Annotated in this window: 10 protein-coding genes; 5 read left to right on the top strand and 5 right to left on the bottom strand. The window is 48.0% G+C overall.

The genetic code is table 11. The annotated features are described in order from the left end of the window. Positions 1–6: 6 nt before the first annotated feature. Positions 7–258, bottom strand: coding sequence for a 30S ribosomal protein S16 (rpsP, locus tag IEX02_RS19845; RefSeq protein WP_102796062.1), 252 nt, complete (start codon positions 256–258; stop codon positions 7–9). A gap of 238 nt (positions 259–496) precedes the next feature. Continuing rightward, positions 497–1,873: a signal recognition particle protein gene (ffh, locus tag IEX02_RS19850; protein WP_188699199.1), complete on the bottom strand. Its 1,377-nt coding sequence runs from the start codon at positions 1,871–1,873 to the stop codon at positions 497–499. Positions 1,874–2,158: 285 nt separating this feature from the next. On the opposite strand from ffh, the gene IEX02_RS19855 reads away from it, so the two are divergent. Further along, positions 2,159–2,953: a cytochrome C assembly family protein gene (locus tag IEX02_RS19855; RefSeq protein ID WP_188699200.1), complete on the top strand. Its 795-nt coding sequence runs from the start codon at positions 2,159–2,161 to the stop codon at positions 2,951–2,953. 89 nt (positions 2,954–3,042) lie between these two features. Continuing rightward, complete coding sequence (locus tag IEX02_RS19860) at positions 3,043–4,344, top strand: HlyC/CorC family transporter (RefSeq protein ID WP_188699201.1); 1,302 nt, start codon at positions 3,043–3,045, stop codon at positions 4,342–4,344. Between the two features lie 15 nt (positions 4,345–4,359). Here IEX02_RS19860 and IEX02_RS19865 read toward each other — a convergent pair whose 3' ends face one another. Together IEX02_RS19865 and sixA are read right to left on the bottom strand one after the other, a co-directional pair. Next, positions 4,360–4,545: a hypothetical protein gene (locus IEX02_RS19865; RefSeq protein ID WP_188699202.1), complete on the bottom strand. Its 186-nt coding sequence runs from the start codon at positions 4,543–4,545 to the stop codon at positions 4,360–4,362. A gap of 66 nt (positions 4,546–4,611) precedes the next feature. Further along, a complete protein-coding gene (gene sixA / locus IEX02_RS19870; RefSeq protein ID WP_188699203.1) occupies positions 4,612–5,076 on the bottom strand; it encodes a phosphohistidine phosphatase SixA in 465 nt (154 codons plus the stop codon). Positions 5,077–5,212: 136 nt separating this feature from the next. Here sixA and IEX02_RS19875 point away from each other — a divergent pair, with 136 nt between their 5' ends. The 3 genes from IEX02_RS19875 to IEX02_RS19885 all read left to right on the top strand — a co-directional run bounded on the left by IEX02_RS19875 (position 5,213) and on the right by IEX02_RS19885 (position 13,166). Then, a complete protein-coding gene (locus IEX02_RS19875) occupies positions 5,213–7,972 on the top strand; it encodes an insulinase family protein (RefSeq protein WP_188699204.1) in 2,760 nt (919 codons plus the stop codon). 213 nt (positions 7,973–8,185) lie between these two features. After that, positions 8,186–12,682, top strand: a complete 4,497-nt coding sequence (locus tag IEX02_RS19880; RefSeq protein WP_229702306.1) for an EAL domain-containing protein — start codon at positions 8,186–8,188, stop codon at positions 12,680–12,682. Positions 12,683–13,016: 334 nt separating this feature from the next. After that, complete coding sequence (locus tag IEX02_RS19885; RefSeq protein ID WP_188699205.1) at positions 13,017–13,166, top strand: hypothetical protein; 150 nt, start codon at positions 13,017–13,019, stop codon at positions 13,164–13,166. Between the two features lie 135 nt (positions 13,167–13,301). On the opposite strand, the gene IEX02_RS19890 is transcribed toward IEX02_RS19885, so the two are convergent. Further along, the gene (locus tag IEX02_RS19890; RefSeq protein WP_188699206.1) at positions 13,302–13,538 is read right to left on the bottom strand and encodes a hypothetical protein; all 237 of its coding nucleotides are present in this window, start codon (positions 13,536–13,538) and stop codon (positions 13,302–13,304) included. Positions 13,539–13,687 lie beyond the last annotated feature (149 nt).

Genomic DNA, 13,687 nt, shown 5'->3' on the forward strand with positions numbered 1-13,687 from the left:
ACTGGCTTAAGCCGCTGCTTTTTTTGCATCTTTAACCAAGCGAGCAACGCGGTCAGACAGGCTTGCACCTACACCAACCCAATGCTCTACACGGTCCAGATCGATACGCAGTTTTTCTTCCTGACCTTGAGCAGTCGGGTTGAAAAAGCCGATGTTTTCGATGAAACGACCATCGCGCGCACGGCGGCTGTCAGCCACCACGACCTGATAAAATGGAGCTTTTTTAGCGCCACCACGCTGTAAACGAATAGTAACCATAGTTGCCTCTAAACTCGTTAAGCGTTGACATTACCTTACTTACCTTTCATCACTGACATCAAAGCCAGGTTGAAGGGCCGCGGTATTGTACGGATTTTACTTATAAATGCAAGGATAAATACGGAGTGGCAGTTGGCAGTTGGCAGTTGGCAGTTGGCAGTTGGCAGTTGGCAGTTGGCAGTTCAGATTGAACCTAGCCCATCGCTGGTCAACTGATGACTGCCAACTGATATCTTTATTAGCGGCGAGGGAACATACCGCCTGGTCCACCTGGTGGCATCATGCCCTTCATGCGCTGCATCATTTTTTGCATACCGCCGCCGGACATCTTCTTCATCATCTTCTGCATCTGAGTAAACTGCTTAAGCAGACGATTGACATCTTGGATCTGCGTACCTGATCCCGCGGCAATGCGACGCTTACGCGACCCTTTAATAAGGTCAGGATTGGCTCGCTCGCCAGGCGTCATGGAATTGATAATGGCTTCCAGCTGATTAAAGCTTTTTTCGTTAGCCTTTTCCTTGATTTGCTCGCTCATGTTGCCCATTCCCGGCAACTTATCCAGCATGGACATCATACCGCCCATATTACGCATCTGCTCAAGTTGCTCTTTGAAGTCCTGCAGGTCAAAGCCTTTGCCCTTTTGGATCTTCTTCGCCATTTTCTGGGCTTTGTCTTTATCAACCTTGCGCTCGACCTCTTCAATGAGGCTCAGTACATCACCCATACCCAGAATACGTGACGCCACACGATCCGGATGGAAAGGCTCTAAGGCATCCGACTTCTCACCCATACCGAGGAATTTAATCGGCTTACCTGTGATATGACGTACCGACAACGCGGCACCGCCACGAGCATCACCGTCAGCCTTGGTTAGAATAACCCCGGTTAAAGGAAGTGCATCGTTAAAGGCTTTAGCAGTATTGGCCGCATCCTGCCCCGTCATGGCGTCTACCACAAACAAAGTTTCTACCGGTTTAACCGCTGCATGCAGGTCCTTTATCTCGTCCATCATGCTTTCGTCGACGTGCAAACGACCGGCGGTATCCACCAACAGCACATCGTAGAACTGTTTTTTGGCGTATTCTATGGCGCCGTTAACTATATCAATGGGTTTTTGGCTGATATCGGACGGGAAAAAACTTACCTGTACCTCATTAGCCAGAGTTTCCAGCTGTTTAATGGCCGCCGGGCGGTATACGTCCGCACTGACAACCAAGACCTTTTTCTTTTCCCGCTCCCGCAGAAAACGCGCCAGTTTACCGACACTGGTGGTTTTACCTGCACCTTGTAAACCGGCCATCATCACCACAGCCGGGGGCTGCGCCGATAAGGCCAATTTTTCGTTGGCCTGGCCCATAATGGCCTCAAGTTCGCCACGTACAATCTTAACGAACACTTGACCCGGATTAAGGCTCTTGCTGACTTCAATGCCAACGGCTTTCTCTTTAACCTGGTTAATAAACTCGCGCACCACAGGTAAAGCCACGTCAGCTTCCAACAAGGCCATCCTGACTTCACGCAGTGTGTCCTTGATGTTGTCCTCAGTCAGTCGGCCACGACCACTGATATTCTTCAGGGTCTGTCCCAAGCGTTCGGTAAGATTTTCAAACATATCAGGTATCATCCTTTTCGACGCCGACCTAGCGGAGTCTGGAATAAAAAAAGCAGGCAAAGAGCCGGTGCCGCGGATTATATAGGCGATGCCGCGCAATTTCCATGTGTAGGCCCCTTAACCTAACTGCGCCGGGCAACCTGTTGATATTCATTCTCATTAGGCTGGTGAAGCAAAGTGCGAGGGGATATACTTGAGCGCCTACTTGGAGAACCGAGCATAAATCGGCGCAACATAAGCGGATACGGATTCATATACTCAGATGCAAATCAATAAGGCTACAAGATGTTCCTGTTAGGTTTGGCAGTAACCCTGCTCTATTTGGGCGCTGCTGTTCATATCGCCAGCAGACTATTTCATCACGAAGGCCCTCGGCATAAATTCTCTGCCGCACTAGGGTCTATCGCGGTTATTTTGCACTTCTGGTTACTCACCGGCGATATATTCAGCCAGCCTGGGCAAAATATGAGCATTCTCAATGTGGCATCATTGATTGCCTGGATGATCACCCTGGCCATGACGATTGCCTCATTTAGCCTACCTAACGCCATTTTACTGCCGGTGGTGTACGGCTTCGCCTCGTTGACTGTACTACTGAACCTGTTCGTTCCTGATACCCATTTAATGCATATAGAAATGCGTCCAGGCCTTATTGCACATATCACCTTGGCATTATTTTCCTATGGCTGTTTGATGATAGGCATGCTGTATGCACTTCAACTGGCTTTTATTAATTTTCAACTTAAACGTAAGCAATTGTCGCTACTGCACTCCTCGCTACCGCCCTTGATGATTGTTGAGCAGATTCTTTTCAAATTGCTGCTGGTTGGTACAGTACTGTTAACTCTGTCGCTGATCAGTGGTTTTGTATTCCTCAATGATATGTTTGCTCAGCATCAGGTGCATAAAACCGTGCTATCCAGCCTGGCCTGGTTAGTGTTTGTGGTCTTGTTGGCTGGCCACTATCGCCTTGGCTGGCGTGGCCGTCCTGTTGTGATCGCCACCCTTATTGGCGCCCTGTTATTAACCCTCGCCTACTTCGGTAGTCGCTTTGTCAAAGAAGTTTTACTGGGAATGTAGAATCGAGTTTGGCAAACTAGAGCGTCGAACAATTCCTTATGGCCTTTGGGGTCATAAGGAACCATTAAGACAACACAGGAACCCCATCTTTGGACGACATATCAACCGGCACGCTGTTTATCCTGCTTGCCATTCTCATATTGTTATCCGCGTATTTTTCCAGCTCAGAAACCGGCATGATGTCCATCAACCGGTACCGACTCAAACATCTGGTCAAGGAAGAACATAAAGGCGCCATTCGCGTTCACAAATTGCTACTCAGGCCCGACCGCCTTATCGGCTTGATTCTTATTGGCAACAACCTGGTCAACATCGCCGCCTCAGCTATCGCAACCATTATCGGTATGCGTTTGTTTGGCGACGTAGGTATTGCCATTGCCACCTTTGCCCTGACCTTAGTTATTCTGGTGTTTGCAGAAGTCACACCAAAGACGCTGGCCGCCTTGTACCCAGAAAAAATATCCTTCCCAAGTTCAGTCATACTTCTGCCGATGCTGAAGCTATTCTATCCACTGGTTTTTATCATTAATGGCTTTACCAATGCTTTTTTAGTGCTGTTTCGTATCAGCCCCAAAAACGGCGACGAGGACAGTTTAAGCAGAGAAGAACTGCGCACTGTCGTGCATGAAGCCGGCGCCATGATCCCCAAACAGCACCAGGATATGTTGGTAGGCATACTGGATCTGGAAAAGGTCACGGCGGAAGACATTATGATCCCACGTAACGAAATAGTGGGTATTGATATCAATGACGATTGGAAAGCCATCCAGAAGCAGTTGATGCACTCTCAGCACACAAGGGTACTGCTTTACCGTGACACTATAGATGATGCCGTTGGCTTCATTCATGCCCGAGATGCCCTGCGACTAACGGCCAAGGATGAGTTTTCCAAATCCAATCTGTTACGCGCCGTCAGGGAAATTTATTTCACGCCGGAAAGTACGCCACTGCACACCTTGCTGTACAAGTTCCAATCAGCCAAAGAGCGCATTGGTTTGGTGGTAGATGAATACGGTGATATCCAGGGCCTGGTGACCTTGGAAGATATTCTGGAAGAGATTGTCGGTGATTTTACCACCACCATACTGCCGACTCACAGCAAAGAAGTGAATATTGAGGATGACGGCAGTGTGATTGTGGATGGCAGTGCCAACATTCGTGATTTAAATAAAGAGATGGAATGGAGTCTGCCCATCGAAGGGCCTAAGACACTCAATGGACTGATTCTGGAGCACTTTGAGGAAATTCCACCTGAACAGGTATGCTGCCGCCTGGCGGGCTATCCGATGGAAATCGTTGAGATAAGCGAGAACATGGTCAAAACAGTACGAGTCAAACCCATGTACTTCAAAGAACCCGAACAAGGGCGCGGTGATAGCCTCGGCAACTAAACAGACAAGCGGCAGTTAAGGATTATCCTCCTGCCGCAATCTTTTCTGGTGAATATTAGCCTTCAGACGCTCAACCTGATCATTCAGGCTGTTCAGTCGTTCAAAAATCCCTTTAAGCTCCTCGTCATAGACAAGGTCAGACTGCTCAACGTGATTTTCCAACACCTGACGCAACTGGGCTGGCAAACTTTTACCTGGCATCTCTCCTCCTCCTCAAGAGTATTATCGGAGAATGTCAAAAAAGCTAAAGTCGGATAGCAGGAAAACTTAAGGAATATATTGTCTGATCAGCGATGCCCGACCGCTTTCAATATCATATTCCAACTGCGCAATGCCCGCCGTAGCAAACAACATAGAATGATAATGACCGCACAGCTCATCGACTAAGCTGCTGACAAATGGCATGTGACTGACAATAAGCAGGGTCTGGATTTGCTTATCTTCGCCAAGCAGAACCTGCAGATAATCGTGGAACAACGCTACTTGCCCATCAGGAGTGACATCAGTACTCACCTGCGTCCTCTCAATCGGCAGTTTATGCTTCACCGCCTCCAAGGTTTGACCAGCACGCACATAAGGACTGACCAATACCCTATCAATATGGTCAACGATGTTATGTAACCAGGCACCACTGCTCCCGGCTTCTACCACTCCCTGCGGAGTTAAACAGCGGCTGGCATCATCAGTAAAGCGGTTCTCAGCCTCACCATGACGCATAATGAATATTTGCATTAACAGCTCAATTATCCAAAATCTGTGGAAAATACCAAGACGCAAGGGTAACAGACAAAAAGGACGGACAGCCTTGGTTGCAATTTGCCACGTTATCCTATTTGATACCCTATATACCAACCAGCAGGTCTAGCACGTGATTACCAGTACCTATGATAGATGCCAGTACCGCCACCTTGTACTGGACAATGGTCTTAACGTCCTGTTGGTGCATGATGTTGAAAGTCGTAAGTCTGCAGCTTGCGCCACCATTGCACTAGGACATTTTCAAGACCCTGAATCTTGCCAGGGACTTGCGCATTTGCTTGAGCATATGCTGTTTCTCGGCTGCCAGGATTACCCTGCCGCCAACCATCTGGCCGACCACCTATCGTTAAACGGCGGACATGTTAACGCCTGGACAGGCACAGAACAATCTAGTTTCTACTTTGATGCGTTAAGTAACGGTTTTGAAGAGGCATTGAGGCAATTCAGTGCCATGTTGTGCACTCCGCTATTTGATCTGAGCGCGATGCGAAATGAACTGAACGCCATCGACGCTGAATTTCACATGAAGAAGCAGGATGACCTGCGACGTCTATATCAAGTGCATAAAGAAACGTGCAACCCGGCTCATCCATTCAGTAAGTTTTCGGTAGGTAACCTGGACATTTTCAGCCAGTTTGATGAAACCCAGTTACAACAGATGCTCAGGGACATGCACCGGCGACATTATCACGGTGGCAATATGAGCTTGTGTCTGGTTTCAGAACTGTCATTGGACGAGCAGGAAAAGTTATGCCAGCAGTATTTTACAAATTTGCCTACAGCGCTCAAAAGCCAACCAAAACCCTATCCGCCGTTATACTTACCTGAGCAGTTAGGCGTGGCGCTTAAGATCGTGCCCTTAAAAACAGCCAGGCGGATGATCGTCAGTTTTGCCCTTGAAGATGTGCACCAGTTTTACCAAAGCAAACCCTTGAATCTCATCAGTCATTTACTCGGTGATGAAGGGCCCGGCAGCCTGCTTAGCTACCTCAAAGAACAAGGTTGGGCAACCAGCCTTAGCGCTGGCGGTGGGATCCAAGGGAGCAATTTCAAAGATTTCAACATCAATCTGCAGCTTACCCCTTCAGGGGCACAGCACTGGCAGGATATCCTGTTTTGCTTATTTGCCAGCATAGCGCTAATTAAAGAAGAAGGTGTTAGCAAATGGCGTTTTGAGGAACGCCAGAAGTTTGGTCAAATGGCCTTCGACTTCCATGACAAGCCTAAAGCCATGGATCTTGCTTCGCATTTGGCAGTACAACTGCATTACTACCCGCCCAGAGATTTACTGAGCGGCGAATACCTGCTTGAACAGTTCTCTCCCGATTTGATTCATCGTATGTTAGCGCAGATGCAGCCGCAAAATATGCGTCTTAAACTGATATTGCCGGACCAACATACCGACCGGCAAGCTGCCTGGTACGACACGCCCTACGCCATAGAACCACTTTCACCCGCATTGCTGGCGCAACTGAAATGCCCGCCAGTCATTTCTGCTTTAGTCTTGCCCAAGCCCAACCCTTATCTGCATGTTCGCACCGCCCTGCATGAAGTGGACAAGACCTACTTAAGGCCCACTATTCTACTTGAGAGAAACAGTTTCAATTTCTGGTTTTGCCAGGATGACGAGTTTCACCAGCCTAAGGGCGAATTGTATCTGTCGTTCGACAGCAGCGCAGTATTGGAAGGGGCGGGTCTTTGTGGCTATAAACGCATCTGGACCAACATGGTACAGGAGAGGCTGAATCAGGATTACTATCAGGCTAATATCGCTGGCCTGCACTTTCACTTCTATGCGCATCAGGGCGGTTTTTCGCTGCATACCAGTGGCTTTAGCGACCAGCAGTTTCCCATGGCAGAACAGATGCTCAGGCAAATTCTGAGTTTTGACTTTACCCGCGATGAGTTTGAACTTGCCAAAGCGAAACAATCTCAAGCCATGCAAAACAGTCTGCTGAATAAGCCGGTAAACCGACTCTTCAATCATCTGTCGGTGCTAATGCAACCCTTGTCCTTCGCGCTGGAAGACATGCTACCCATTGTGGAAGCAGCGGAATATTCACAAATGCTGAATATTCAAACCCGACTGTTGTCGTCGTTGCATTTAGAAGCCTTCGCTCATGGCGACTGGCCAGCACAACAAGCCATCAACTTTGCCAGCAATCTGGAACAACAGTTACTCGATGGGCGGCTGCAGGCCAAAGGCTTACCCCGGGATGTGGTCTCTCTCAGTGACAACTATCGATTGGGAGTGCCTTGCCAGGGCGATGACAAAGCCGTACTACTTTACTTCCAACCTCCTAACGACGATGTCAATGATATTGCCCTGACAATTTTGGTTGAGCAATTACTGGCCGCTCCTTTTTTCAACCAGCTACGCACCGAGAAGCAACTCGGTTATCTGGTTGGCAGTGGATACATGCCATACAACCAGCATCCTGGTATTGGTTTTTATATTCAGTCACCTAACTATGGGATTGAAGTGCTTGTTGAGGCGATACGCCAGTTTCTTGCACAAAGTTCAGACGCCATTGCGAGCATGGACGAGCAGGATTGGCAACTGTTAAAACAAGGGATTGCCAAGCAGCTGACCAGTAAGGATACCAGTCTGTCCATGCGCAGCCAGCGCCTGTGGTTGGCGATTGGCAATCAGGATTGGCAGTTTGACCACCCTCAGCGTTTAGCCAGCCAAATTCTGGCCCTCGGCCGCGAGCAAGTGTTGAATTTTTGTCAGGGTTTCACCTCAACCGACGGTTTTGCTTCAGTATTACTTTACAGCCAACATGCAGATGAGGCGGAACCTAGCCTGGAAGGAAAGTTGATTGTGAATTTGCCGCAATTTAAAGCAAACGTTAGCCCGATTCGATAAAAGTGAAACTTTCAACAATCAGGGCTTTGACTTGGGCCATGACATATTTTAACGTACAGATTACATAATACGTTGGCAGGCCAGGAAGCTAGCCAGTTACAGCCGAAAAAAGATTGCTTTTCGGTAGATTGCAACGCTAAGGACAGCAAAGAAGCAGAAAGTACCCGATAAACATAATTACTATAAAGCAGCAATGCTGCATAAAGGTGTCCATTGCGTCTTAATCCGGTCAAGCTTGGCATTTTCAAGGTGGTCTTGTACCTGACCTTGTTGTTGTCGCCCTGTAGCCAAGCCACTACCAGTCTTTCTGACATTCAGTTCAAGAATTATTCTGTGCCGGACGGCCTCAGCCAAAGTACGGTGCTAGACATCGCCGAAGACAAATATGGTTTTATTTGGCTGGCCACAGTAAATGGCCTGAACCGCTTTGATGGCTACGAGTTCAAGCAATATCACCTGGATCCTAACCTACCCAACAGCCTGCCGGACAAATTTATTCGCCAACTTTTTATCGCCGCAGATGGGAAATTGTGGGTCGCAACCAATAGTGGCTTGGCCTATTACAACCGACAAAGTGATAATTTCACGCGTTTTAACACGCAGAACAGTCAGCTGTCAGACGACCTGATTGTCTCGATCAGCGAAGGACTTAACGGGGAGCTCTGGGTCGCTGATAAAAATCATCTCTTCCGCTTTAACCCGCAACAACAAAGCTTTCACAAGATTAAACTCGCCGACATCGATTCATTCCCTGAAACCAAAAGCTTTCTTTTTCACGACGACTTTTTATGGCTTGGCAGCTATGGCCACGGTATTCAGATTTATCAGGTGTCAGAGAATCGATTGTTCCCGTTAAATGGCGAGAACCCCTGGCAACTGGATATTCCAGCGAGTTTCTTACACGAAATAAAAGTCATTGATGATCAATACTGGTTGGCCACAGAACAAGGCGTATATGTGCTGGATAAGCAGTTACAGCTGCAACATCACCTGACCACAGAGTCTCAGCCAGCTCTGGTCAGTAATCTGGTACAGACTATCGCCCAAGACGGCGATCAGGACGTATGGCTGGGCACCTCAGAAGGTCTCAGTATTATCAATCCCAAACGTTTCACCGGACTCAACATCGACCAAACCAACGACGCGCTAGTGTCTTTGGACAACCGCTATGTATTTAAGTTGTTTAAAGACAGCAATGACTCGATCTGGCTGGGTAGCTTTACCGGTGGCGCCTTTCAATACAATGAACGCACTGCTTTTATTAAGCATTACCAGGCAATTCCCCATAGCAATGTTTCCATTTCGGACGACATGGTGTGGGCATTCTCTGAAGCCCCAAATGGACAAATCTGGATTGCCACGCAATCTGGTGGTCTGAATCTGTTTGAGCCCACCAATGCCGGTTTTACACATTATCTGAGTGACTTTCCTCATTCAATCTGGGATTTGGCCGTCGATAAGCAAGACAGGCTATGGCTAGCCACTATTGACGGTATATTTATTTTTAAACTGGACGGAGCAGGTAAGCTTAATCAGGTAGAGCATTTGTTATCGGGGCAACTGGTAGACAGTGTACAACTGTCGGGGGGGCGCGCCTGGATTTGGACAACCGGCGTGTTATCCAGCATCAATATCAATGATTTCAGTTTTGAGCAGGTGCCGGTGCCCAACAAGCAAGGGCAACTCATTAAGCCCAGCATGGTGGATAGCAAGAACAATGTCTGGCTGGCCAGTAATGACGGTATCAGTCTCTACAACCTCGACTCCGAACAATTTAACCACCTGCTGTTTGCCTTTAATGGCAAAACGTCCCCCCTAGGCGATACCAACGCCATTGTAGAGGGTCCCGAATATATCTGGGTGTCCAGCTTCAAAAGTGGCTTGTTCAAGTTGGATAAGCAGAATTACCAGATTCTGCACCATTACACCCAGGAAAATGGCCTGGCGGACAACGGTATCCTGACCATGTTGCTGGATGACAGCGCTGTCTGGGTAGCAACTGCCGCGGGTATTGACCAGATTGATCGTCAAAGTGGCAAGCTGGTTCGGCACATCCCCAAAGATCTGCTGGATTTTAATGAGCTGAACGAATCTGCCGGCCTGGTAACCAGCCAGCAGCATATTCTCTTTGGTGGCACTAAGGGCTTTCATATCTTCAACCCTCAACGCCTGAACGAAAAAGTTGAACGTGTTATACGTGCGCCAAGCATTACTAAGCTCAGTATATTTAATCAGGAAGTCAGGGTCGGCGAAATTGACAGCCCACTGTCGCACCCCATCTACCAGCTTCCTGCCGTTGAATTGGAAAACAAAGCTTCACCATTTTCCTTTACCTTTGCACTGCTCAATCCGGTTAACCCAAAGTCGGTCAACTACCGTTATCAAATGCAAGGCTTGTCGGATCAATGGCTGGAGGCAAACCACAATATTCGTCAGGCAACCTTCACCAACCTAGGCTTTGGTAACTACACCTTCAGAGTCCAGGCTCGTGAATTAGACGGCCCCTGGTCGCCCCCCGCCGAGCTGGCAATAAGAGTGAAAGCCCCTACCTGGTTACATCAATCAGCGTTGATTGCCTACGGTATTGTGGCCTTCCTGATACTCAGCTACTGGTTCAGACAATACAAGCTACGTCGCATTACCCAGCGCCGAGTCAGTGACAGCGAAGAGCGTTTGAAACTCACGCTCTGGAGCAGCGGTGACGAACTATGGGATTGGGATATTCAGCACAGTGAAGTGCACAGAGCTAACATATGGGGTGTTCTTGATTTCCCTCAGGATAATCATCGTGTTGCCACTGAGCTGGAGTCCAATATACATCCATCGGATCTGGAGCGGGTTCGTGACAGTCTGAGTCAGCATTTGCAGGGTAAGTCCGAATATTACGAAACCACATACCGGGTTAAAGATTTTAAAGGCGATTGGCAGTGGGTTTTGGATCGCGGCAAAGTGGTCGCCTGGGATGCCGGCCAACACCCTTTACGGATGACTGGCACACTTAAGAACATCAGCCACCTGAAACAAGCCGAAGAACAATTACGCCTGTTTAAGCGCTCCATTGAAACCATTTCCGATGGCGTATTTATCACCGACACCAGCTTCAGAATTATTTCGGTCAACCAGGCCTATTGCGCCCATACTGGCGAGACCCGAGAACAAGCCCTGGCCAGTTATCTGTCCTTTCATCAGTACCCTCCTGCTTTTACCGAGGAAGTACGTAAGACGCTCAGGCACAAAGGGAACTGGAGTGGTGAAATTGAATCGCTGCGACAAAATGGTGAGCGTTATGAAGTCGATCTGAATATCGATGCTATCCATAGCGATGACGGCAGCATCAGCCATTATGTGGGAGTCTTTTCGGACATAACCTCCCGCAAGCGCACCGAAAAAGAATTATTGCAACTGGCTAACTCAGACACCCTGACAGGTTTACCAAACCGTTCATTCTTCCAAGCCAGCCACCAGAACCTAGTGCGCAAAGGGGCCCATCATGCCCTGCTCTGCATGGATATGGATAACTTTAAAAAGATCAACGATTCCATGGGACACCAGACCGGGGATCTACTGATCAAGCAAATCGCAGCAAGACTACAGAAAATTGCTGGAACCAATGCCACTTGCTATCGCCTAGGTGGCGATGAATTCAGTGTGTTGGTGGAAAACAGCACCGATATACACCGCATTACGCATCTGGCTCAGCGCATCCTGGATGAGATGGCCCGCCCCTTTATTATTAATCGTCAGGAGTTCGTTTTAGGGGGCAGCCTGGGAATAGCCTTCTATCCAGAGGATGGTGTCAGCCCCCAGGAACTGCTGAAAAATGCCGATACCGCCATGTACTTTGCTAAAAATGCCGGTGGTAACAAGTATCAGTTCTTTAGTGGTGAGATGAATCAAAATGCGGTACGACAGCTGCAAATTGAGAACCTGATCCGCCACGGAATCAAAGAAGATTTGTTCAGTGTCTACTATCAGCCCAAAGTGGATATTGCATCCGGTCAATTGGTCAGTATGGAAGCCTTAGTGCGCTTTGAACATCCCGAAAAAGGCATCGTCAGTCCAGACCAATTTATTCCCTTGGCAGAAGAAACAGGTCAGATTATCGAGATTGGCGATATCGTCCTGCGCAAAGCCTGTGAAGATACCCAACGATGGGTAAAACAGGGACTGTTCAGTGGCCGGGTGGCTATCAATATATCTGCCCGCCAGTTTGAACTTCCCGATTTGGACCGTCGCATTGAACAGGTTTTAAGGCAAACAGGTCTCTCTCCTTTACATCTAGAGTGTGAAATCACCGAAGGCACACTGATGCAGCGTCCAGAGCAATCTCTGGAGCTGATGCAACGTTTGCGGGAAATGGGCATCCACCTGGCGCTGGATGATTTTGGCACTGGCTATTCGTCACTAGCCTATCTCAAGCGCTTTCCACTCAATACCCTGAAAATTGACAAAGCCTTTATTGACGACATCGCCACCAGTGCAGTGGATCGCCATATGACCAGCGCGATTATTACGATTGCCCACAATCTTGGTCTGAAAGTCGTTGCCGAAGGGGTGGAGGAAGAGCAGCAACTGAGTATCCTGCGTCGCTACGAGTGTGAAATGTTGCAAGGTTATCTGTATAGCAAGCCGCTAAGCAGCGAGCGCTTCACTAAGCTTTTGCAGGAAAACCGCCATCTCACCAAGCTAATCAAGCAAAACAACTTCTAATTGTGACGGGGTGTTCAATCCCCCTCTGACCAATCCCCTCCTTTGCTTAGTTTGCGGCGAATTGCCGCAGTCCAGCGGCAAAACGTCGCCAAATCCGGTGGATTTATTGCCTATTAATTCGCCCACCACGAATCAGTCAAATTGTTGGCACGCCTAGAGTTTAAACGATTCCCTACCCTAATCAAATTTTTGACACTCTCTCAAACTCATCCAAAAAACAAATTAAATCCATATTTTTCAATGAGTTAAAAAGTTGGCACGGGACTGGCTATATAGTTTGTGAGCAGCCAGCAGGCTGTTACAAAAAAAGAATTAACCTTTAGGAGAGAACGACATGTTGAAAGCTTATGCAATTGCCATCGCACTGACTACCGCCACTCCTGTTGCTGACAAAGCCGCAGACGGCGCAAAAGCTCCAGTAAAGAGCAAGGCTGAAACCACGCAAACCGTGCAAGCCTGGAAACCACGCTCAGTACGTATCTAAGCATAAGGTGTTATTCAACAGTCTACCGGCTGTAGGATGACGTAGCCGAAAGCAGTCATATCGGCATACCTGGTATAAAAAAGAGAGCAATGCTCTCTTTTTTGTTTTTACAGCCTGGGCAATTTAACTTCTGGATCAGGCGCGAAGATAAGCCGAGTCAAATCCCCTCGCTTTGCGAAGCGCCATTTGCTTTTTCACACTAAACAGCGGGAAAACCAATGGGCCGAATAGCAAACCTGCCAATCCCCACTGTTTTGCAGACAATCCCGTTCTGAATGCTTCGACATAATAAAACACTGCACTGATAACAGAGACTAAAATAGCCAACAACATCATGACTCCGGGGATGGGATAGGAAAATTGTTCGCGCATTATACATATTGGTGATAAAAACAACAGTTTTTATTCGTTAAAATTATGTTAAGGAACATTCGCCACATAAAAAAGCCGGCATATGAGCCTAATGCCAGTCAGTTAAGCTGACTGGCATTTTTCTTTGTGGGGTATTTATTGGGTTTTCT

The sequence above is a fragment of the Bowmanella pacifica genome (assembly GCF_014645355.1).
In the GTDB taxonomy this organism is placed as follows: domain Bacteria; phylum Pseudomonadota; class Gammaproteobacteria; order Enterobacterales; family Alteromonadaceae; genus Bowmanella; species Bowmanella pacifica.

Coding starts and splice junctions, on each gene's coding strand:
- rpsP (WP_102796062.1), bottom strand. CDS start 258: ATGGTTACTATTCGTTTACAGCGTGGTGGCGCTAAAAAAGCTCCATTT.
- ffh (WP_188699199.1), bottom strand. CDS start 1,873: ATGTTTGAAAATCTTACCGAACGCTTGGGACAGACCCTGAAGAATATC.
- IEX02_RS19855 (WP_188699200.1), top strand. CDS start 2,159: ATGTTCCTGTTAGGTTTGGCAGTAACCCTGCTCTATTTGGGCGCTGCT.
- IEX02_RS19865 (WP_188699202.1), bottom strand. CDS start 4,545: ATGCCAGGTAAAAGTTTGCCAGCCCAGTTGCGTCAGGTGTTGGAAAAT.
- sixA (WP_188699203.1), bottom strand. CDS start 5,076: ATGCAAATATTCATTATGCGTCATGGTGAGGCTGAGAACCGCTTTACT.
- IEX02_RS19885 (WP_188699205.1), top strand. CDS start 13,017: ATGTTGAAAGCTTATGCAATTGCCATCGCACTGACTACCGCCACTCCT.
- IEX02_RS19890 (WP_188699206.1), bottom strand. CDS start 13,538: ATGCGCGAACAATTTTCCTATCCCATCCCCGGAGTCATGATGTTGTTG.